Source organism: Neorhizobium sp. JUb45 (genome assembly GCF_004343585.1).
Lineage (GTDB): Bacteria > Pseudomonadota > Alphaproteobacteria > Rhizobiales > Rhizobiaceae > Neorhizobium.
In genome coordinates this window covers 155089-175336 of record NZ_SLYW01000004.1, presented here as the reverse complement: position 1 = coordinate 175336, position 20248 = coordinate 155089, and the positions used below count along the sequence as shown (strand labels likewise).

Here is a 20248-nt window from a genome sequence, read left to right as displayed (position 1 = left end):
TCCACATCCCGCAGGCATAAACTTGGCCCTATGCATCTGGCCAATACTGCGCCCTGTCATCGCCCGGTGATTTGATTTGCGCTAAAAACCCACTAATTTCGCGGCATGAACAGAATGTCCGCAACCGATTCGCCTTCCAACCTGACCGAGTTTTCGGTCTCCGAACTGTCCGGCTCCATCAAGCGGACAGTGGAGACGGCTTTCGACCATGTGCGAGTGCGCGGCGAAATTTCCGGCTATCGCGGCCCACATTCTTCCGGCCACGCCTATTTCTCCTTGAAGGACGACCGGGCGCGTATCGATGCGGTGATCTGGAAAGGTTCGTTTTCGCGGATAAAGTTCCGTCCCGAAGAGGGCATGGAAGTGATCGCCACCGGCAAGATCACCACTTTTCCCGGCTCGTCCAAATACCAGATCGTTATCGAGGCAATGGAACCGGCCGGCGCCGGCGCGCTGATGGCGCTTTTGGAGGAGCGCAAGCGCAAGCTCGGCGCCGAGGGACTGTTCGATCAGGCGCGCAAACGCCCCCTGCCCTACATGCCGCAGGTGATCGGCGTCGTGACCTCGCCGACCGGCGCCGTCATCCGCGACATTCTCCACCGCATCACCGATCGTTTTCCGGTGCATGTGATCGTCTGGCCGGTGAAGGTGCAGGGCGAAGGCTCCGGCGACGAGGTGGCGAACGCCATCCGCGGTTTCAATGCGATCGAACCCGGTGGCCCGATACTGCGCCCGGACGTGCTGATCGTGGCGCGCGGTGGTGGCAGCCTGGAGGATCTGTGGAGTTTCAACGACGAGGCCGTGGTGCGTGCGGCAGCCGAAAGCGGTATTCCGCTGATTTCGGCCGTCGGCCACGAGACCGACTGGACGCTGATCGATTACGCCGCCGACATGCGCGCACCGACGCCGACAGGGGCTGCCGAAATGGCCGTACCGGTCAAGGCTGATCTCGAAGCGCAGTTGGCGGGCCTTGCTGCACGGCTGCGCGGCAGTGCCTCGCGCCAGATGGACAATCGCCGCCAGTTCCTGCGCTCGCTGATGCGAGCGCTGCCTTCACTCGACCAGTTGCTGGCGCTGCCGCGCCGTCGCTTCGACGAAGCCGCTTCGGGACTTGGGCGCGGGCTGGAACGCACCGCGATCGCCAAGCGCCGCACATTCGAGCAGGCAAGCGCCGGACTGCGGCTGGATATTCTGACCAACCGCATCGCAACGCAGCGCCGCCATATCGCCGAACAGGTCTTGCGAGCTGACAATACGCTGGAAAGGCGACTGCTGAAGGAACATGGCCGCATAGCGAAAGCATCCGCATCGCTGGCATCCCTGCCCGCACGCCTGAACGGCCAGCTGCAGCGCGAAGGCCAGCGGGTGACGACACTTTCACAGCGCGCCGATTCTGCCGTCAGCCACGCCATGGCGCGCCGGCATTCTTCGATTGCCGCGCAGGACCGCGTGCTGCAATCGCTATCCTACAAGAACGTGCTGAAACGTGGTTATGCGGTGATCCGCGGCGACGACGACGCACCGCTGACGCGCGCTGCTGGCATTTCCTCCGGACAGGCGATTTCGGTTGAATTTGCCGATGGCCGTATTGCCGCCGTGACCGGCGAGGATGGGCCAGTGGATGCGAGCGCGGCCGCGCCGAAAAAACGTCATGCCCCCAGGCCTGCAGCGTCCGACGAGAAAGCATCCACGCCCCCCAAGCAGGGCAGCCTGTTCTGATCGACGCCGTCGGCGAGGAGTTTCGACATGCCTGACACGACAAACACCCAAACCGCCCTCACCCGCCCGCGCATCACCATTCTCTACTGCACCCAGTGCAACTGGCTGCTGCGCGCCGGCTGGATGGCGCAGGAGCTGCTGCAAACCTTTGGGCAGGATATCGGCGAAGTGGCGCTCATTCCCGGCACCGGCGGCAATTTCGAGATTCGCTGCAATGACGAACTGATCTGGGAACGAAAGCGCGACGGCGGCTTTCCCGGACCAAAAGAACTGAAGCAGCGCTTGCGGGACAGGATCTGGCCGGACCGCGATCTTGGCCACACCGACCGGGCCGCAAATGGGGAAAACCCGGAGCCAAAAGAGCCTTCTCAAAACCCTGGCTGACGCATCGCACAAATTTTTTTGCGACTGACACAGAAAGTTCAAAAACGCTGTTGACTTCCCCCGCCTGCCCCCGTACATCGCTCCTCGTTGCCCAGATGGCGGAATTGGTAGACGCGCCAGCTTCAGGTGCTGGTACCCGAAAGGGTGTGGAGGTTCGAGTCCTCTTCTGGGCACCATTCCTATTTAAGATCAGAGAGTTATCGGCCAATTGGCCGGTGACTATGCGAGACGCAAACAAGCGTTTTGGTCAGCTTCGCATGAAGTTTCATGCAACTCTCTGACTTACATTCCTCCTGAAAATTACCGAATTTTCCCTCGCCTAGGATCCTTTGGATTCCTGGGAAAATTGCAGCACAGGACATAGCCAACTGGCGCGGTGGACGCCTACGCAGCTCTAATTTTTGACGGCTCGCGGCTCATCCAAAACAATCAGTTTTCAGGCAGGAAATGCGGGTTGATGCCCGGCACCCAAGGCCGGTTCGGCGGCAGGTCTGTACCGGTATAGGTGAAGCCGTTGCTTTCGCAGCGATAGACCTGGGTCGGAAAATCACGACCGAAGGTGTCGTTACGCCAGCCACGATAATTGCGCACGTAACCGATGCCCGACTCGCACCGGGTATTGTTGCCGTCGGCATCACCATTATCCGCCGTTACCCGGCTCTGCTCCGGCACGACGCCCGGCAGATCCTTGAACGTGGGAGCGCGATCCTGCGCGAGGGCAAGCGCCGGCAAAAGAACCAGCACCATCACAAGCGGCAATATCCAGGCACCTTTGAACATATCAGTCTCCGTATCCGCCCCTACAGATAAGGATGCATTGCGGCCGATGCCATAGCACGGCCGCCACGTTCGCGTGATCTCTGCGCCTCGAGCGCGAACGATCAGAGGATCCGCCGATAACCGGTGGGCTGTTCATAAAGCCAGCCGATCCGCTTGACCGCCGCCTCGAGATTTTCGCGCGCCACCGTCATCGTGTGGCCATTGGCATGCAGAAGCGTTTCCACATCCTCCATGATACCAACATGGCCTTTCCAGAAAACCAGATCGCCGCGACGCAGTTCCTCGCGCGTAATCTCGGTTCCCACCTTGGCCTGCATATCGGTATCACGCGGAAACTTTTGGCCGATCATCATAAGAGCAAGCTGGGTGAGGCCGGAGCAGTCGATACCTATGCCGGAACGGCCGCCCCAGAGATAAGGTGTCTCGATGAAACGCGTGGCAACGGACACGTAATCCTCCAGAACCTCCGAGACCGGGCGGACATGGCCGGACATGACCGCCGTACCATTGTCCACGACGTGATAGTGGTTGCCGCGGGTTTCCGCCTCGCCGACGATCTTGATACGGCTGCCCATGGACAGCACGCCGACATGCGGCTTGCGCAGTTCCGGCTCGGGATAGATGAAACTGCGCGGCACGACGACAAGATGGGTCGCCTCATCAACCGGGCCGATGTGGGCTTCGGGAAGATATCCGACATAACCATCCTCGTCCGCCTGAACCCAGGCCCAACCATCGGCACGATCGAAAACCCGCACCGTTTCACCGATCAGAAGCTCTGTATCAATGCCGCGGGCAAGATCGGGCGCGGGACGTAACGCCGCTACCGGCACGGTAACCTGCGCGGGTTCGCCAGCCGTGAAACGTTGCGCCTCCACTTGGCCCCGCAGGGCTTCATCGGCGAGGTCGGGACGGAATGCGTGGAGACGACGATCGAGGGTGTTGGTCATGCTGCCTCAGGGGTCAAATCAGGGAGTGAGCTTGCGGCCCTCGTCGATGACGAGATCGCCGAATTTTTCAAGATAGAGTGCACCGGCCAGCGTGCGCTTGATGACGACATTGCGGCGATCGCGCTCGTCGCGGACCCGGTCGATCAATGCCATCGCCCCCATCGTATCGAGCGCGCGGGTGATGACCGGCTTGGTAACGCTGAGCGTTGCCGCAAGTCCGCGCACGGTATGCGGTGGCGGCACCATGTAGACATGCAGCAGGATCGACAGTTGACGCAGCGTCAGGTCCGGCTCGTCGCGGCGCACCTGTTCGAGCGTCACCTTCTGCCACAGGCCCAGCGCCTCACTGGCCGTCATTTCTACAGGCATGCCTACTCCAACTTAAGGACACCATTTTCCGCGCAAATGAAAACGGGCGCAAGAGCGCGCCCGTTCATATGGTTTATCGCCAATCCTCCTCGATCAGGCCTTTGCGGCGATTTCACGAATGTGCGTGTACAAGGCGCGAATGGCCTGTGCCTCACCGCCAATCGGCGCATGCGGACGCTCAGCCGGGCACCAGCCGTAGATATCGAAATGCACCCAGCTTTTGGCATTGGAGACAAAATGCTTGAGGAAGAGCGCGGCGGTGATGGCACCCGCCATGCCGCCACCCGGCGCATTGGTGATTTCGGCGGCGCGCGAGCGGATATCCTTCTCGTAGCCCTTGAAGAGCGGCAGGCGCCACATCGGGTCATCGGCCTTATCGCTTGCAGCATAGAGTGCAGAAGCCAACGCTTCATCATCGGTGAAGAACGGCGGCAGATCAGGGCCGAGCGCCACACGGGCCGCCCCCGTCAGCGTCGCCATGTCGATCATCAGGTCGGGAGCATCCTCATCGGCATAGGCCAGCGCATCGGCCAGAACCAGACGCCCTTCGGCATCGGTATTGTCGATCTGCACGGTGATACCCTTGCGGCTGCGATAGATATCGCTCGGGCGGAAAGCGTTGGCGGAGATCGAATTTTCGACCGCCGGCACCAGCACGCGCAGATCGACGTCGAGGCCGGCATCCATGATCATCAGCGCCAGCGCCAGAACATTGGCCGCACCGCCCATATCCTTCTTCATCAGCAGCATGGAAGCGGCCGGCTTGATATCGAGGCCACCCGTATCGAAGCAGACGCCCTTGCCGACCAGCGTGATGGTTTTGGCACCCTTGCGGCCCCAGCGCATGTCCAGCAGACGCGGCGCCTGCGCGCTGGCGCGACCGACGGTGTGGATCAGCGGAAAGTTTTGGGTGAGCAAATCTTCACCGATAATGGACGAGACTTCGGCACCATAATGTTTTGCGAGCGCGCGGAAGGCCGCTTCCAGATTTTCCGGCCCCATGTCGTTGGTCGGCGTGTTGATAAGGTCGCGAGCAAGGAAGACTGCGGCAAGCTGGCGGTCGAGATCCGCCGCATCGGCATCCTCCGAAACTACAAGCTTTGCCTCCTGCGGCTTGTCCTTCAGATAGCGCGTGAACGCGTAAGTTCCAAGGCCGAAGCCAAGGGCGAGCTTTTCTGCCGTAAGAGCGGTCGATTCGATGTGCCACTGCCCCGCCGGCAACGAGCGGCCAAGCTTGCCGGCGGCAAACGGTGCATCGGCAGGCTCGCTGCCAAGGCCGAACAGCGCCGAGGCCAATTCGCCCGATGCGCCGGGCACCAGAAGCAATGCGCCTGATTCGGCCTTGAACCCCGCCGCCTTTGCCCACCCGCTCACGTCTGCCGGTAGCACGCCGGTGTCCAAATCAGCCGGTGTGACCGCATAAACGGGGCGGGACGTGGCGGATTTTGCGGTGAAGGGAGAGGGGCGATCGACAAATTGATAGGGGGACATGGCAGCCTTCGAATGAAGTTTAACGGTCTGTTAGGGTTAACAGATTATTGCTTGAGGCAAGATTGCGCCACCCATGTTTGTAACCCTTTCAGTCGCAGGGGCGCCGGTTCGTCGAGAGATCATCGCCATGCCTGCTTGCCTTTTCGTTTCCGACCACAAGCGCCGCCTTGCCCACACGGCCGCGCTGGTTCTCGTCATGCTGTCCGTTGCCGGCTGCAACAGCACCGGTCGCAACGCGGATCGTCTGACAACGGGTTCGATCTCCAGCCAGAGCACGGCGCGCTCCGAATCCTTCGACGGCATGAATGCAACGCAGCTGGCGAGCGCCGAACAGCGTATCGGCGCGGCGTATGAAAAGACCCCGAAGGACCGCAATACCGGCCTGAACTACGCCAATATCCTGCGCATGACCGGCAAGAACACCCAGTCTCTGGCGGTGATGCAGCAGGTTGTCATCGCGCACCCATCCGACCGCGACGTACTCGCCGCCTACGGCAAGGCGCAGGCAGCCGCCGGCCAGCTGGAACAGGCGCTCAGCACGCTTGCCCGCGCCCAGACGCCCGACCGCCCCGACTGGCGTCTTTACTCCGCCGAAGGTGCGGTACTGGATCAGCTGGGCCGCTCGGAAGAAGCACGGGCAAAATATCAGCAGGCACTTGCCACACAGCCGAACGAACCGAGCGTGGTTTCCAATATCGGCATGTCCTATGTGCTGTCCGGCGATCTGAAAAAGGCGGAAAGCTATCTGCGCGACGCTTCCGGCCAGCCGACTGCCGATAGCCGCGTGCGGCAAAACCTGTCACTGGTGGTTGGCCTTCAGGGCCGTTTTTCCGAGGCCGAAGACATTGCCCGCAAGGAGCTTTCGCAAAGCCAGGCGGACGCCAATGTCGCCTATCTGCGCTCCATGCTTTCGCAGCAAAATTCCTGGGCGAAGCTTGCCGACAAGGATGGCAAGCCGAAGCTGCGGACGAACTGATCCCCTCCCCTCTTCCCTTTCTGCTTGAAGACAAAAAACGCCGGCTCCGTCATCACACGGGCCGGCGTTTTTCGTTCTAAGCGCTTTGATCGAGGCTTTCGCCACAACCGTCAGAAGCGGTCGGAGACCTGCATCATGGCCGGGCCGAGAATGACGGCGATCAGTACGGGCAGGAAGAACAGGATCATCGGTACGGTCAGTTTCGGCGGCAGAGCCGCTGCCTTCTTTTCGGCAGCGTTCATGCGCTCATCACGACCTTCCTGCGCCAGAACACGCAATGCCTGCGACAACGGCGTGCCGTAACGTTCTGCTTGGATCAGCGCCGTGGTGACGGCCTTGACGATATCGAGCTGGGTGCGGATGCCGAGGTTTTCGAGTGCCACGCGACGATCCGGCAGAAAGGAGAGTTCCGCGGTGGTCAGAACCATTTCCTCTGCCAGTTCCGGCGACTGGGTTGCCATTTCCTCGGAAACACGACGCATCGCCGCTTCGATGGAGATACCGGACTCCACGCAGATCAGCATCAGGTCGAGCGCATCGGGCCAGGCGCGCTTGATCGAGTGCTGCCGCTTGCCGATCCTGTTCTTGATGTAGATGTTGGGAACGTAGAAACCGATGGCGCCGACGAACAGAGCTGTTACCAGCCTGGCCTGAAAGATGTAATCCGCCATATTGCCGAGCACGAAAATGTAGACCACAGCAAGTGCCAGAAATACGAATGGCAGCAGGAAGCGCGCCAGCAAAAACATGTTCAGAGCGTTTTGCGTGCGCAGACCTGCAGCGCGCAGACGATTGACGGTATTTTCGTCCACCAGCGCCTTGCGAAGGTTGAAACGCTCAACGATCTGCTGCACCGGCTGATTGCTTTGCGACCTCAGACTGCCGCGCGACTGCTCGTTTGCCATGCGCGAGCGCTCCCGGGCGCGGATCATTTCCCGCTCCGTCGACACCGCCTTCATGCGCTTGTTGAGATTGTCGCCCTCCAGATAGGGTGCGGCGAGAGAATAGAAGGTTGCAAACACCGCCACGGCGACCAGCAACGCGATCAGGGTCATCGGGTCGGTCAGGGTTTTAGCAAGTTCCATTACCGCGTCCCTATATGTCGAAGTTGATCATGTTGCGCATGACGAAAATGCCGATCGACATCCAGATGCCGGAACCGAGCATGATCAGATGGCCACGTGGATCGGTGAACAGGATCGCCATGTAAGCCGGTGATGTAAGAGAAACGAGCGTTGCAACGATAAAAGGCAATGCGCCGATGATGACGGCGGATGCCTTTGCTTCCATCGACAGGGCACTGACCTTGGCCTTCATCTTGCGACGTTCGCGCAGCACTTTGGACAGATTGCCGATGGCTTCGGAAAGATTGCCGCCGGCCTGGCTCTGCAGCGCGATAACGATGGCGAAGAAGTTGACTTCGGACAGCGGCATGGTCTGCGTCATGCGGGTACAGGCCTCGGGAATGCTCAAGCCCACCTGCTGCGATTCGATGACACGGCGAAACTCACCCTTCACTGGCTCCTGGCCATCGCTGGCGATCAGTCGCATCGCATCATTGAGTGGTAGACCCGACTTGATGGAGCGAACCATGACATCGAGCGCATTGGGAAATTCTTCGAGGAACTTGTTCTGGCGGCGTTTGACAATGAAGCCTATCACCCAGCGCGGCAGGCCGACGCCGGCGACGAAACCACCACCGAGTGCGGCATAGATAGGCAGGCCGAAAACGAAGAGAGCCAGCGTCAGGAACAGCCCCAGGCCGACGCTGATCATGTAGAACGCGCCAAGGCTGAGCGACACGCCCGACTGCGCCAGCCTGCCCTTGACGCTCTTGTCGGCCTTCTGGCGGGAGTCTTCCTGTTGCTTCTTTTCCAGCTCTTTCAGCGAATCCTGCACCGATTTGCGGCGCTTGGACATTTCCTGCACGCGATCGCGCGCGGCTTTGGCACGGCCCATATCCGTTTCAGCCGACTTGACGCGATTGAAACGGCTTTCCGTTTTTTTCTCTGTTTCGAGACGGCCGAAAAGAACGCCGTAAGCCACGGCGCCTGCCGATATGGAAGCAAGAAGAATTACACCAAGCGTAATGGGGTCCAGACCGAACATATCAAGCCGACTTCTTTTCCATCTCGTCCAGCGCTGCTGCCAGACGACGATCCTCGTTGAAATAGCGGGCACGATCCCAGAAATGCGGTTTGACGATACCGGTCGACTTATGCCGGCCGACCAGTCGACCATTGGCATCTTCGCCTTCGATCTCGTAGCGCATCAGATCCTGGGTGATGATGACATCACCTTCCATGCCGATGACTTCGGTGATGTGGGTGATGCGGCGCGAACCGTCGCGCAGACGCGCTGCCTGAACAATCACGTCGATGGAGCCGGCAATGATTTCGCGCACGGTCTTGGCCGGCAGAGTGAAACCACCCATGGCGATCATCGATTCCATACGGCTGAGGCATTCGCGCGGGGTGTTGGCGTGGATCGTGCCCATCGAACCATCGTGACCAGTGTTCATCGCCTGCAGAAGGTCAAAAACCTCCGGTCCGCGCACTTCACCGACGATGATGCGTTCGGGGCGCATACGCAGGCAGTTCTTGACGAGGTCACGCATCGTGACCTCGCCTTCGCCTTCGATATTTGGCGGGCGCGTTTCGAGGCGCACCACATGCGGCTGCTGCAGCTGAAGTTCAGCCGTATCCTCGCAGGTGATGACGCGTTCGTCGGTATCGATAAAGCCGGTCAGGCAGTTCAGAAGCGTGGTCTTGCCCGAGCCGGTACCGCCGGAAATGACGACATTGCAGCGGACGCGTCCGATGATCTGCAGGACGGTGGCGCCTTCCGGGCTGATCGAACCGAATTTCACCAGCTGATCGAGCTTGAGCTTGTCCTTCTTGAACTTACGGATGGTGAGCGCAGGACCGTCGATTGCGAGCGGCGGAGCGATGACGTTGACACGCGAACCATCCGGCAGACGGGCGTCGCAGATTGGCGAACTTTCATCGACACGACGGCCGACCTGGCTGACGATACGCTGGCAGATCGATAGAAGCTGCTGGTTGTCGCGGAAACGGATCTCGGATTCGATCGTCTTGCCGCCGACTTCGATAAAAGTCTGGCCGGAACCGTTGACCATAATGTCGGCAATGTCGTCTCGTGCCAGAAGCGGTTCGAGCGGGCCGTAACCGAGAACGTCGTTGCAGATATCCTCGAGCAGTTCTTCCTGCTCGGAGATCGACATCGCGAAATTCTTGATGGTGATGATGTCGTTGACGATGTCGCGGATTTCTTCGCGCGCGCTTTCACCATCGAGCTTGGCCAGCTGCGACAGGTCGATCGTATCGATAAGAGCGGAAAAGACCTGGCTCTTGGTGTCGTAATAGCCCTCTGTCCGGGTAGGCCGCTTGCGGGCAGCCGCCGGTGGCGGTGTATTCGCCTGACGTGTCATCGTCGGAGACGGGGCTTCGGCCAGAACTTCGGGAACGCTGGGGCGCACGGCTGCCGGCTCCGGCACTGGCGGCGGCGCAACCGGAGGCGGGCTGATGCCCGCCTTGCCAAATCCTTCGTTTCCGCGTTTTCCAAACATTCTACGATCCAGTCTTTACGACGTGTTACAGATCAACCGCGACGGAAGCGGCCAAGCACATTGCCGAGGCCGGCCTTCTTGGCGCGTTTTACTGCCGCCCGTCCGGTGACGATGTGCGAGATCTGCGAAAAGGTTTCCGCTGCCGCCGATTTCGGATCGACCTCCGCGATCATGCGACCACTATTGGCGGCATTGCCGAACAGCTGGGCATCGAACGGGATGATGGCGATCGGCTGCATTTCCAGCGGCTCCACGAAATCCGCCGGCGCGATTTCCGGACGCTTGACCATGCCCACCTGATTGAGGACGAGATGCGGAGGACGGTCGTTGGGCCGCAACTTTTTCAGCGCATCCAGCAAGTTCTTGGTGTTGCGCAGATTGGCGAGATCCGGCACGGCCGTGATGACGACCTCATCGACTTCGGCAAGCACCGAGCGTGTCCATTCAGACCATGCATGCGGCACGTCGAGAACGGCCACGGGAGCCGTGCGCTGCAGAACTTCCATGATCGGGCGGAAGGCGCCGCCATCAAAATCATAGGCGCGATCAAGCAAAGACGGGGCAGACAGCAGCGACAGGTGCTGCGAGCATTTCGTCAACAGGCGATCGAGAAACACTTCGTCCAGCCGCTCAGGCGCGAACACGGCCTCGGCAATACCCTGGGCCGGGTCCTGATCGAAGTCGATATTGGCTGTGCCATAAGCGAGATCGAGGTCAGCGAGGATCGTTTCGGTCGAAAAAAGCGACGAAATGCCGAAAGCGCAGTTATGGGCAATGGTCGAAGAGCCGGACCCACCCTTGGCACCGATGAAGGCAACCGATTTGCCCAGCGGTTCAGCGTCGGGATCGACGAAGATCGTCGAAACGGCACTGAGCAGATCCGCCATGGAGACCGGCGCGACCATGTATTCGGAAATGCCGTTGCGGATCAGATCCCGGTAAAGGCCGATGTCATTATAACGTCCGATCAGGATGACACGGGTCGACGGATCGCAGACCTGAGCCAGCGGAGCCAGTTCCGCCAGCAGGTTGCGCGGCTCGGCCTGGGTTTCCAGAATGATCAGGTTGGGCGTCGAGGTGGAGGAAAACATCTGCGCGGCTGCATCAACGCTGCCACTGGTGATGCGCAGGTTGACCTTCGCCATGCGACGGTCATTGGCAAGGCGCTCCATGACACGGTGCAGGCCATCGCTTTCACAAAAGACATGTACGGAAATGCGCGGCAGCGGCCGCATGTTTTCCAGCTCAGATTCGCGCGTGATGTCGTCTTCCGCCTGCGAGGAAGAAGGATTGACGCGATATTCCACGGACCCGATCATGATTTGGTCTCCCTCGTGACGCTCGTCCTCATCAGTTGTCCATGTCCCTAAGCTTCGTGTAAGCGCCGCGGTAATTTTCCATGACCTTGCCCCGCTGTTCTGCGTCCGGCGGCGTCATGCGACGCGGACCGAGAAGATCATGCGGATTGGCGATCTGAGCGGCGAGGTTGCGCTGGCTGGCGCAACCAAAATTATAGTAATTGTCGTTCTGGGTCGTGTTCAGCGTCATGTCCGCTGGCCACTCCCCGCAGGGACTGGTCTGTGCCGTGACCGCGTTAAACGTCAGCCGAAGTGGTGCAGGTTCCCCAGGACCTGCCGCAAACGTCACATGCAATATCTTGTTTTTCGGCACACCCAAGCGCACCATCAGGCGTCGGACGTCGCCGACTGCCGATGCGGCCGCACCGTCATTGATCGAGCCTCTGGGCGTCTGAATCTGGATGATGCCGGTGGAGGCTCGCCGATACTCATCAATGAAACCGGCGATGACTTCGCTTTGTCCGCGCGTCAGCCCCTGGTCGCCCATGGCAACGGGAATGTCGATGGACTTCTGACCTTCGGCGACAACAATCGGATGCCGCGTGCGGTAATCATCCGGGATCGACCCCGTGACAACACGGTCGGCGCAGCCGGAGACGAGCGCCGCCAGGCCGATCACGGCGGCAACGACAGGAAGACGGCCTGCGAAAGCTGTGGGGGCGAGTGTTCTGGCCTTGGTCATGGATCGGCATCTTTCTTGTCGGCTGCCTGCCGGGATGATGGATGTGAAGAGGTTCGCCGTCATTTGTAGATAAACCCGACATTGCCGTGATACGGCTCACTCGGCGCGGCACTCTCACGCCGGCCGTAAATCTTGTTCACGTGGCCGAGGAAAACGCTTGCCGCATCGCTTGCCGGATTGAAGTTGTCATCCGGACGGGAAAGATCGTTGCGGGCAACCGGACGAACCAGATAGGGCGTCGCGATGATGACCAGTTCGGTTTCTCTGCGGTCCGACGTCTTTTTGCGAAAAGCGGCGCCCAGCAGCGGGATCTTGGACGCACCCGGCGTACCGCTCATAGTTTGCTGGGAATCATCTCGGATCAGGCCGGCAAGCGTCATGGATCCACCCGATGGCAATTCAACAACCGTTTCGGCGTCGCGCTTGCGATATTCCGCTCCGCCTGTCGTGCCTTCCAGCGGCTCGGAAACACTGGTCTGAATACGCAAACTGATACGGCCGGATGACAAGACGGTCGGCGTGAAGGCAAGTCCAATGCCGTATTTGTAAGGCGTTACCGTCGTGACACCATCGGGGCCTACGGTGCTATAAAGAATTTCACCTCCGGAATTAAACGTAGCAGACTGCCCCGAAATCGCCGTAAGTGTTGGCTCTGCCAAGGTTCTGATAGCGTTTGCTTGCTCCAGCGCACTCAGAACCATCCCTATACTGAACTTGCCGATATTGCCGCCGGCGGTCGCCTCAATCCCTCCTACGTCAGTTATTGCTTGAAGAACATTTAAGTTTGAACCGGATGCAGAAGCACTACGCGCGAAGGCATTGTCAAAACCGAGCTGCTTCACTACTTCACGTCGGATTTCGGCAACGGTGATCTTCAACATCACCTGATCTTCGCCTTCGACAGCGATCATGTTCTGAATCTGCGACGTCTGCCGGCCCTCATCGCCCGACACGTCTTTGCGACTCGTGGCCTCGCCGCCCTTGAGGAAGATCTTGGCCAGCTGTTCCGCCTTGGCCGAATCCTGTGGTGTGCGAACGTTGCCGCTCAGGACGATGTTGTCCGAGATGATCTCGACCTTGATGTTGGAATCCGGCAGGAACCGGCGCAGGTTCTGTTCGAGACCGGCGATATCGCGTTCGATCTCCAGATCAAGGCTTACGACCTCCTCCCCTTTCGGGCCGAAGATGAAAATGTTGGTCTGGCCGACGGTTTTGCCAAAAAGATAGATGCGGCGCGACGTACGGGTAACCGCGTCGGCGATCGACGGATCGGCAACCAGGATGTCATGGGCATCACTCGGCAGATCCACGACGATGGCCTTGTTGAGACCAATCTTTAGACGGCGGCGGACGCCTGTACCGGCCTCGCTGATGCGAACAATGCTTTCCTGTGCGGCCTGAACCGCAACGGGGCCCAAGTCCAGAAAGCCGTCGCCGATCGGAAAACCTGAAAAAGCGATGCAGAATGACAGGCCCGCAGCAGCCGATGTGCGGAGTTTGTTCTTGAAGCTAACCACCTGAGCGTTCCTGTTCATTGTTGTACCGCCTGCGCACCTGTCACGATCTGTCCGGATTTGATGATCTGAACCTGGCTCTTGTCGCCACCGGCGAGAAGATAATCCGGAACAGTCGTGTCCGGCTCCTGGGCATCGGCAACAGAGCGCAGAACAAGGGACAGCCGGCTGGCCATCTGCTGGGCAACGATAATGACCTTGGTTTGATCAGGCGTGAGTTCCAGCGTCGCGGTCGTGCCGATCACAGCCTTGGAACCATCTTCATTTTCCTGAATCTGCTGGTCGATGGCCAGAACGCGGATATTGCTGAGGATGTCCTCGGTGCGGAAAGTGCCGTCGTCCCCCTTGCGCACCATGATCACGTCGACCCGGTCATTTGGAAGCACGAAACCACCAGCGCCAGTCGCGACCGAGATTTCTGTTGCGACTGCACGCTTGCCGGCGGGAAGGAGCGAGGACATGATGCGGCTTGAGGAGTCAGCCACCTTTTCCGGGCGAACCGGTTCGCCTTCGAACAAAGGCAGGCGAACGACGGCGCCGTTCAGCTCACTGATGGCTTGAGGACGTTCGCGATCCGTAATCAGCCCCTGGACGATACCGCTCTCCGGCCATCCAACCCACCGCAGCGCTTCATCATTGAGCCTGCTGCCCACCGGAAGATTGGCGGCCGAAACGAGCACGTTGACAGTCGGCGCCTGGCGGACGATTTCCTGAACGGTGCTACCGCCCATTTGCATAGCCAGCAGGCCGGCCAATCCGGCCGCGACAACGGCAACTGTGAGGATGATTATACGGGCGGGTTTCATGGCGGCTTCCTGAAGGACTACTTAAGTCTTTCGGGAGAATGGCCGCCAATGGTATAATTATGGTTAATAAGGGACTTACAATTTCGGTTAACGTCCGGTTTCCGAAGTAAAACTGAAGTTAACCGGCTGCGCGCATCGCCATTGCAACGATAGGTGCATACTCGCAGGTCATGAAACCAGCTACCGCGATCGCAATACCGTAAGGAATCTTGCTGGCCGTCGTCAAGGACTGTGGAAGCGCGACCCCCATGGCCAGAACGGTGTTCGAATGCGCGCGAATCATCAAGATGGCAATCGTAAGGATGCCGCCAAGGAAAGCGGTTGCAACAAGAAAAACCAAAAGCTGTTGATTGAAGCCATACCAACATGCCACGGCGGTGAGCAATTTGGCATCGCCGCCGCCCATAACATTGGCGGCAAAAAGCGAGAAGCAGACTACAAACACCACAATACCGGCGACAATCCCCATGCCGATATCCGACAACTCGAGGCCGACAAGCGGCGCAAAAATAAAAAATGACAGCAGAATCACCGCTGGAATAGCATTGGGTATAGTCATTCTCGTAAGATCGCTGATCGCGGCAAGAGCCAAGCCGGCGGGCAGAATACAGAGGACCAGGTACGAAACAGCTATGCCTGCCATGCAACCTCCTAAATCAGCTCGGAATGCCGGTATTCAAACAGCATCCTTAAAACGCACGGAGCCGCCCCGATAAGGCGGCTCCGCGGCAATGTCACCTGAAAGGTGTAAGCCGACGGCTTACTTGTAGGTGCCGGACGCTGTGTTCATCTTGGTCGAGATGTTGACAAACGTGTTGTTCAGAACGCCACCGAGGGTGGTTGCGCCGGCGATCAGGGCGACGGAAATCAGGGCTGCGATCAGGCCATACTCGATGGCGGTCGCACCAGATTCGTCCTTCATGAAACGAGCAAAAATCTTCGACATTCTTCTCTCCTAAATTCTACGTTGTTCTTCAGCACTACCGACAACTGTTGTCCGCTGTTCGGATGAGCAGAACCTAGCGAATGCCGATTTCAATCCGCTTAACGAAATCGGTTACCAGAGAATTAATTATTGAATGCCAACGGCTTGGTAAACAACAGGCAAATAAAAAGCAGAAACAACCACACGATTTATGACATTCTATATTTGTTCAAAATCAGCGTCTTCGATCAAAGCCTTTATTTCAGAAATACTGCATGTAAGTGCAGCAGGGTCAAAATCACCTGTATAAAGCATCCGGTGATACTATAGTTCCTCATATGGCACTGGATTAACCGGCCATTCACCATTCCGGATCATGCTTGCGCCAACTCGCACGCGTAAAGGCGGTTTGGAACATGTCGCACATCACTACCCTTATTTTATCCATTGCCTTGTCCCTGTCTTCGACAGCCATTGTTCACGCCGACGACGAAGGCGACCTTTTGCGCGTCCATATGAATCATGCCCGCGTGCTGAAACTCGACAGGCCGGTGGCTAAAGTGATTGTCGGAAATTCAAAAGTAGCCGACGCCACCGTCGCCGATCCAATGACAATCGTGCTGACAGGTCACAGCTACGGCACCACCAATCTTGTCCTGCTCGACAAGGAAGGCAATGCAATCGCCGACGAACGTATTCTTGTATCCATCGATGAGGGAAACACGGTTCGTGTGTTCCGCCAGACAGAGCGTTCTATTCTTTCGTGCACGCCCAATTGCGAACAACATGCAGACCTCAAGGCGGATAGCGCCCAGCCCTGATCAAAAGAAGATAGATAGGACATTCGGGTTTTAGAATGTCTCATTTTGGCGCTATCAATTTTTGCGGGTCGCGCGGTCCTCTAATGCGTCAATTGCAGTGGCGATTCAGGCCGGCACACATTGTTTAAACTGTGCATAAACCCGCAACCAAATCTCAACACAAGAACCTTACCATCACGCGCATCCGAATGATGTTTTGCGTATGGACATGTGCACAGATCGTAACGCTGAAAAACCAGGTCCTGACAAGGCCCAATCGAGAAGACCGGTGTTGCGTCGTTTTGCACGGTCGCAAGACGGTGCCGCCGCGATCGAATTCGCAATTCTGGCCATCCCCTATTTCCTTATAGTCTTCGCCATTCTGGAAACCTTTATCGCCTTCATCGGTGAGCAGGTTATCTCAAATGGCGTGGAGGTGATGGCGAGAAAGGTCAGGACTGGCGAAATCAAATCCGCTACCGCCAACGATCCCGTTTTCAAAACAACGTTTCGAACTGCATTTTGCGACGAGATTTCGATCATGGTGTCCTGCTCAGCGGAAGAGATTGCTACCCCGAAGCGGCTTTATCTTGATCTTCGATCATTCAGCAGTTTTGCCGATATTCCTACGGCGGTACCGCGGCAGTCCTCTGCGCAATATGCAGACCTGAAGACTACCGATTTTGGATATTCGCCTGGTGGCGCCAAGAGCATCAACATGCTGCGTGCCTATTATCGCTGGCCTGTTCTGACCGATCTGGTCCGCCCGATGCTGACAAGTGTGCGATCTTCCGACGGCACCGGCGACTTTCTGATTGTCGCCACTGCAACATTCCAGAACGAGGATTACCCGTGAGCGACGCCTTGCCGGAAGCAGTTGAACGTGACGACGCCAAGCTTTCTGCTTCAAAGAGGCCGGAAGATCACTCGCGCGGCATTTTTCTTGGCTTTCGGGCCTATCTTAATGACCGACGTGGGGTCGGTGGTGTCGAATTTGCCATTCTCGCACCAATTTTGCTCGCCGCCTATTTCAGCTGCTTCGAACTGACGATCGGCTTCAGCTTCGCCAAGCGCGCGACAAGAGCGACTGGCACGGTGGGCGATCTGGTGGCGCAGCAGTCTAGCGTCAACAAGGCGTTTCTCGCCACGATGACCAATGCCGCAAAAAGCATTTTCGCGCCCTACGACGTCGATGGTCTGAGCACGACCGCAAAAAATCCGCTGAACATCAGGATCACCGGCGTGCAGATCGACACCAGTGGCAATGCCAAGACTTTATGGTCGTGGCAGCGGACAGGAACTGCACCTTATGCAGTCGGCTCTGCTGTTACCGTGCCGAAGGAAATGCGGATTGCCGAAACTTTTCTGGTGCGAACCGAGTTGGTGGCATCATACCCGCTGATGCTTTTCCTGCCGACCTCCTTCTCGCCAGAAAACCGGGCAATCTCGATGAACCGCGAGATTTTCTACCAGCAGAGAACAGGCGACAAGATCACCTGCAGCGATTGCTGATTCTGGACTGAAGCTAAAGGCACGCACCCACGCCTTTGCCAACCTGCATGTCAGGCTGTATGTAGCGACGATCATACCGGGCAGCCGAAGAAGGCACCCGGCGCTACAACTGCCGGAGGATCGATTGGCGCGTGCTTTCCTTTTCGTTCTGGATTCCTTTGGCGTTGGCGGCGCAAGGGATGCCGCAAAATACAATGACGACGGTTCCAATACGCTCGGCCATATAGCGCAGTTTTGTGCGACCGGAGCCGGCGATCGGGCCGGCCTGAGAGAAGGCCCGCTGAAACTTCCCAACATGTCGTCACTCGGGCTGCTGCATATCGCCAAAGCAGCCAGTGGCGAATTTCCGGCCGGCATGGCGGTGCCCGAACGTGTTTTTGGCCTGCATGGTGCCGCCAACGAAGTGTCACGCGGCAAGGACACACCATCTGGCCACTGGGAAATTGCCGGCACACCTGTCAAATTCGACTGGGGTTATTTTCCGGGCGAAGGCGATGCCTTTCCGGAAGACCTGATCGAGGCGCTCTGCGAAGAGGCAAAGCTGTCGGGCATTCTCGGCAACTGCCATGCATCGGGTACCGACATCATCCAGAAGCATGGCGAAGAGCATATCCGCTCTGGAAAACCGATCTTCTACACCTCTACCGATTCCGTGTTTCAGATCGCCGCGCACGAAAAATACTTTGGACTGGAACGGCTGCTGGACCTGAGCAGGATCGTGCGCAAGCTGGTCGATCCGCTCAATATCGGCCGCGTCATCGCAAGGCCATTCGTTGGCGAAACACCATCGACATTCGAGCGTACCGGCAATCGCCGTGATTTTTCAGTGCCGCCACCGGAGGATACATTGCTCGATCGCCTGATCGCCGCTGAACGAAAGGTTCTGGCCGTTGGCAAGATCGGCGACATCTTTGCGCATCGCGGCGTGAGCCAGGTGATCAAGGCCAATGGCAATACGGCGCTGATGGACAGGACGCTGGAAGCGATCGATCAGGCGAAAGACGGCGATCTCGTCTTCACCAATTTCGTCGATTTCGACATGCTTTACGGGCACCGCCGTGACGTTGCCGGTTATGCAGCGGCTTTGGAGGAGTTCGACCGTCGCCTGCCGGAAGTCCACGCCAAAATGAAGCCGGGTGATCTTCTGATCATGACTGCCGACCACGGCTGCGACCCGACATGGCGCGGCACAGACCACACCCGCGAGCGGGTGCCGGTCATGGCGCTCGGCCCCGGCATCCGTGCCCGCGATATCGGTATCCGCAGCACCTATGCCGATATCGGCGAAACGATTGCTGCCCATCTGGGCATTGCAGCCGGAAAACACGGACGGAGCTTCTTGTAATGCCAATTGACACTGCACGCATGCTGAAAGCCGAAATCCATTGCCACATCGAAGGTGCGACGCCGCCTGAACTGGCGCTGCGGCAGGCGCAGAAATACGGGATCGACGTCAGCAAGATCCTGCGCGATGGATCCTATGTCTGGTCGGATTTTTCCGAGTTCATCGTCTGCTATGATGCCGTTGCCTCGCTTTTCCGCACCAAAGCCGACTACGCGCTTTTGACGGAAACCTACCTGACGGAACTCGCCGCTCACAACACCATCTATAGCGAGCTGATCGTTTCACCGGATCACGGCGATCGCATCGGTCTTGGTGCCGACGCCTATCTCGCCGGCATCTGCGACGGTATTTTTGCCGCGAAGGAAAAGACGGGTATTGAAGCGCGCATCATCGTCACCGGTGAGCGCCATTTTGGTGTCGACCGGGTGATCGGCGCTGCCGAATATGCGGCGCGCGCCAAGAACCCGTTGGTGACCGGCTTCAACATGGCAGGCGAGGAACGAATGGGCCGGGTCGCGGATTATGCCCGCGCCTTCGATATCGCCCGTGATGCCGGATTTGGGTTGACCATCCATGCCGGCGAGGTCTGCGGCGCCTTCAGCGTTACCGATGCGCTCGATATCATCAAGCCGTCGCGGATCGGCCATGGGGTTCGCGCCATCGAGGATGCGGCACTGGTGGAACGATTGGCGGAAACCGGTATCGTGCTGGAAGTCTGCCCCGGATCGAATATCGCCCTTAACATCTATCCCGATTTCCAGGCGCATCCTCTGCGTCGCCTGAAAGAAGCCGGCGTACGAGTGTGCCTCAACTCCGACGACCCGCCATTCTTCGCAACGTCGCTGGCCAGGGAATACCGGATTGCCGCCGATGAAATGGGTTTTGAACGCGAGGATATCGACGTGATGACGCGCACTGCGCTGGAAGCCGCGTTCATTGATGACGATACGCGCAAGGTGCTGCTGGATCGTTTCGACGCATATGTGCAAAGCGGTGCGAAAGCAGCTGTGAAAGACGCCTGAACGCTTGGATTCACGCGCCGTCCATG

Annotated in this window: 21 protein-coding genes and 1 tRNA gene; 9 read left to right on the top strand and 13 right to left on the bottom strand. The window is 58.5% G+C overall.

Features of this window, described 5'->3' with window-relative positions:
• Positions 1-105: 105 nt before the first annotated feature.
• The 3 genes from xseA (at position 106) to EDF70_RS17630 (ending at position 2279) form a co-directional block, all read left to right on the top strand.
• Entirely contained in the window at positions 106-1719 is a 1614-nt protein-coding gene (xseA, locus tag EDF70_RS17640) for an exodeoxyribonuclease VII large subunit (protein ID WP_132276248.1), read from the top strand.
• Between the two features lie 27 nt (positions 1720-1746).
• Positions 1747-2103 (top strand): SelT/SelW/SelH family protein, encoded by a 357-nt coding sequence (locus EDF70_RS17635; protein WP_132276246.1) that lies wholly within the window; start codon positions 1747-1749, stop codon positions 2101-2103.
• A gap of 89 nt (positions 2104-2192) precedes the next feature.
• Positions 2193-2279: transfer RNA gene (locus tag EDF70_RS17630), tRNA-Leu, on the top strand.
• 253 nt (positions 2280-2532) lie between these two features.
• Here EDF70_RS17630 and EDF70_RS17625 read toward each other — a convergent pair.
• The 4 genes from EDF70_RS17625 to EDF70_RS17610 all read right to left on the bottom strand — a co-directional run bounded on the left by EDF70_RS17625 (position 2533) and on the right by EDF70_RS17610 (position 5693).
• Positions 2533-2883 carry a hypothetical protein gene (locus tag EDF70_RS17625; RefSeq protein WP_132276244.1) on the bottom strand — a complete coding sequence of 117 codons (351 nt, stop codon included), beginning with the start codon at positions 2881-2883 and terminating at the stop codon, positions 2533-2535.
• A gap of 101 nt (positions 2884-2984) precedes the next feature.
• The gene (locus tag EDF70_RS17620; RefSeq protein ID WP_132276242.1) at positions 2985-3833 is read right to left on the bottom strand and encodes an NlpC/P60 family protein; all 849 of its coding nucleotides are present in this window, start codon (positions 3831-3833) and stop codon (positions 2985-2987) included.
• A gap of 18 nt (positions 3834-3851) precedes the next feature.
• Complete coding sequence (locus EDF70_RS17615; protein WP_132276240.1) at positions 3852-4202, bottom strand: MarR family winged helix-turn-helix transcriptional regulator; 351 nt, start codon at positions 4200-4202, stop codon at positions 3852-3854.
• Positions 4203-4295: 93 nt separating this feature from the next.
• The gene (locus tag EDF70_RS17610; protein ID WP_132276238.1) at positions 4296-5693 is read right to left on the bottom strand and encodes a leucyl aminopeptidase family protein; all 1398 of its coding nucleotides are present in this window, start codon (positions 5691-5693) and stop codon (positions 4296-4298) included.
• Positions 5694-5820: 127 nt separating this feature from the next.
• Here EDF70_RS17610 and EDF70_RS17605 point away from each other — a divergent pair, with 127 nt between their 5' ends.
• Positions 5821-6669 carry a tetratricopeptide repeat protein gene (locus EDF70_RS17605; RefSeq protein WP_132276236.1) on the top strand — a complete coding sequence of 283 codons (849 nt, stop codon included), beginning with the start codon at positions 5821-5823 and terminating at the stop codon, positions 6667-6669.
• A 110-nt stretch (positions 6670-6779) separates the two neighbouring features.
• Here EDF70_RS17605 and EDF70_RS17600 read toward each other — a convergent pair whose 3' ends face one another.
• The 9 genes from EDF70_RS17600 to EDF70_RS17560 form a co-directional block, all read right to left on the bottom strand.
• On the bottom strand, positions 6780-7754 hold the full coding sequence (locus tag EDF70_RS17600) for a type II secretion system F family protein (protein ID WP_132276234.1): 975 nt from the start codon (positions 7752-7754) through the stop codon (positions 6780-6782).
• A 10-nt stretch (positions 7755-7764) separates the two neighbouring features.
• Positions 7765-8778: a type II secretion system F family protein gene (locus tag EDF70_RS17595; RefSeq protein ID WP_132276232.1), complete on the bottom strand. Its 1014-nt coding sequence runs from the start codon at positions 8776-8778 to the stop codon at positions 7765-7767.
• Between the two features lies 1 nt (position 8779).
• Positions 8780-10258, bottom strand: coding sequence for a CpaF family protein (locus tag EDF70_RS17590; RefSeq protein WP_132276230.1), 1479 nt, complete (start codon positions 10256-10258; stop codon positions 8780-8782).
• A gap of 32 nt (positions 10259-10290) precedes the next feature.
• Entirely contained in the window at positions 10291-11574 is a 1284-nt protein-coding gene (locus EDF70_RS17585) for a CpaE family protein (RefSeq protein WP_132276819.1), read from the bottom strand.
• A gap of 34 nt (positions 11575-11608) precedes the next feature.
• On the bottom strand, positions 11609-12298 hold the full coding sequence (locus EDF70_RS17580; protein WP_132276228.1) for a CpaD family pilus assembly lipoprotein: 690 nt from the start codon (positions 12296-12298) through the stop codon (positions 11609-11611).
• Between the two features lie 59 nt (positions 12299-12357).
• Positions 12358-13833 (bottom strand): type II and III secretion system protein family protein, encoded by a 1476-nt coding sequence (locus EDF70_RS17575; RefSeq protein ID WP_132276226.1) that lies wholly within the window; start codon positions 13831-13833, stop codon positions 12358-12360.
• Positions 13830-14618, bottom strand: coding sequence for a Flp pilus assembly protein CpaB (gene cpaB / locus EDF70_RS17570; RefSeq protein WP_132276224.1), 789 nt, complete (start codon positions 14616-14618; stop codon positions 13830-13832). Before cpaB ends, EDF70_RS17575 begins: the two co-directional genes overlap by 4 nt.
• Before the next feature lie 118 nt (positions 14619-14736).
• Entirely contained in the window at positions 14737-15261 is a 525-nt protein-coding gene (locus tag EDF70_RS17565; protein WP_132276222.1) for a prepilin peptidase, read from the bottom strand.
• A 117-nt stretch (positions 15262-15378) separates the two neighbouring features.
• On the bottom strand, positions 15379-15564 hold the full coding sequence (locus tag EDF70_RS17560; RefSeq protein WP_132276220.1) for a Flp family type IVb pilin: 186 nt from the start codon (positions 15562-15564) through the stop codon (positions 15379-15381).
• Positions 15565-15959: 395 nt separating this feature from the next.
• Between EDF70_RS17560 and EDF70_RS17555 the strand changes: the two genes are divergently transcribed.
• The 5 genes from EDF70_RS17555 (at position 15960) to EDF70_RS17535 (ending at position 20222) form a co-directional block, all read left to right on the top strand.
• Positions 15960-16364 carry a pilus assembly protein N-terminal domain-containing protein gene (locus EDF70_RS17555; protein ID WP_132276218.1) on the top strand — a complete coding sequence of 135 codons (405 nt, stop codon included), beginning with the start codon at positions 15960-15962 and terminating at the stop codon, positions 16362-16364.
• A gap of 271 nt (positions 16365-16635) precedes the next feature.
• The gene (locus EDF70_RS17550) at positions 16636-17199 is read left to right on the top strand and encodes a TadE/TadG family type IV pilus assembly protein (RefSeq protein ID WP_245519222.1); all 564 of its coding nucleotides are present in this window, start codon (positions 16636-16638) and stop codon (positions 17197-17199) included.
• Between the two features lie 80 nt (positions 17200-17279).
• On the top strand, positions 17280-17855 hold the full coding sequence (locus tag EDF70_RS17545; protein WP_132276815.1) for a TadE/TadG family type IV pilus assembly protein: 576 nt from the start codon (positions 17280-17282) through the stop codon (positions 17853-17855).
• 124 nt (positions 17856-17979) lie between these two features.
• Positions 17980-19200 carry a phosphopentomutase gene (locus EDF70_RS17540; protein WP_132276216.1) on the top strand — a complete coding sequence of 407 codons (1221 nt, stop codon included), beginning with the start codon at positions 17980-17982 and terminating at the stop codon, positions 19198-19200.
• A complete protein-coding gene (locus tag EDF70_RS17535; protein ID WP_132276214.1) occupies positions 19200-20222 on the top strand; it encodes an adenosine deaminase in 1023 nt (340 codons plus the stop codon). The genes EDF70_RS17540 and EDF70_RS17535 overlap by 1 nt, the downstream gene beginning before the upstream one ends.
• The last annotated feature ends 26 nt before the right edge of the window (positions 20223-20248 follow it).

Excerpts from the sequence above, each read along its gene's own strand:
- xseA (WP_132276248.1), top strand. The coding sequence starts at position 106 with ATGAACAGAATGTCCGCAACCGATTCGCCTTCCAACCTGACCGAGTTT.
- EDF70_RS17635 (WP_132276246.1), top strand. The coding sequence starts at position 1,747 with ATGCCTGACACGACAAACACCCAAACCGCCCTCACCCGCCCGCGCATC.
- EDF70_RS17625 (WP_132276244.1), bottom strand. The coding sequence starts at position 2,883 with ATGTTCAAAGGTGCCTGGATATTGCCGCTTGTGATGGTGCTGGTTCTT.
- EDF70_RS17620 (WP_132276242.1), bottom strand. The coding sequence starts at position 3,833 with ATGACCAACACCCTCGATCGTCGTCTCCACGCATTCCGTCCCGACCTC.
- EDF70_RS17615 (WP_132276240.1), bottom strand. The coding sequence starts at position 4,202 with ATGCCTGTAGAAATGACGGCCAGTGAGGCGCTGGGCCTGTGGCAGAAG.
- EDF70_RS17610 (WP_132276238.1), bottom strand. The coding sequence starts at position 5,693 with ATGTCCCCCTATCAATTTGTCGATCGCCCCTCTCCCTTCACCGCAAAA.
- EDF70_RS17605 (WP_132276236.1), top strand. The coding sequence starts at position 5,821 with ATGCCTGCTTGCCTTTTCGTTTCCGACCACAAGCGCCGCCTTGCCCAC.
- EDF70_RS17600 (WP_132276234.1), bottom strand. The coding sequence starts at position 7,754 with ATGGAACTTGCTAAAACCCTGACCGACCCGATGACCCTGATCGCGTTG.
- EDF70_RS17595 (WP_132276232.1), bottom strand. The coding sequence starts at position 8,778 with ATGTTCGGTCTGGACCCCATTACGCTTGGTGTAATTCTTCTTGCTTCC.
- EDF70_RS17590 (WP_132276230.1), bottom strand. The coding sequence starts at position 10,258 with ATGTTTGGAAAACGCGGAAACGAAGGATTTGGCAAGGCGGGCATCAGC.
- EDF70_RS17580 (WP_132276228.1), bottom strand. The coding sequence starts at position 12,298 with ATGACCAAGGCCAGAACACTCGCCCCCACAGCTTTCGCAGGCCGTCTT.
- EDF70_RS17575 (WP_132276226.1), bottom strand. The coding sequence starts at position 13,833 with ATGAACAGGAACGCTCAGGTGGTTAGCTTCAAGAACAAACTCCGCACA.
- cpaB (WP_132276224.1), bottom strand. The coding sequence starts at position 14,618 with ATGAAACCCGCCCGTATAATCATCCTCACAGTTGCCGTTGTCGCGGCC.
- EDF70_RS17565 (WP_132276222.1), bottom strand. The coding sequence starts at position 15,261 with ATGGCAGGCATAGCTGTTTCGTACCTGGTCCTCTGTATTCTGCCCGCC.
- EDF70_RS17560 (WP_132276220.1), bottom strand. The coding sequence starts at position 15,564 with ATGTCGAAGATTTTTGCTCGTTTCATGAAGGACGAATCTGGTGCGACC.
- EDF70_RS17555 (WP_132276218.1), top strand. The coding sequence starts at position 15,960 with ATGTCGCACATCACTACCCTTATTTTATCCATTGCCTTGTCCCTGTCT.
- EDF70_RS17535 (WP_132276214.1), top strand. The coding sequence starts at position 19,200 with ATGCCAATTGACACTGCACGCATGCTGAAAGCCGAAATCCATTGCCAC.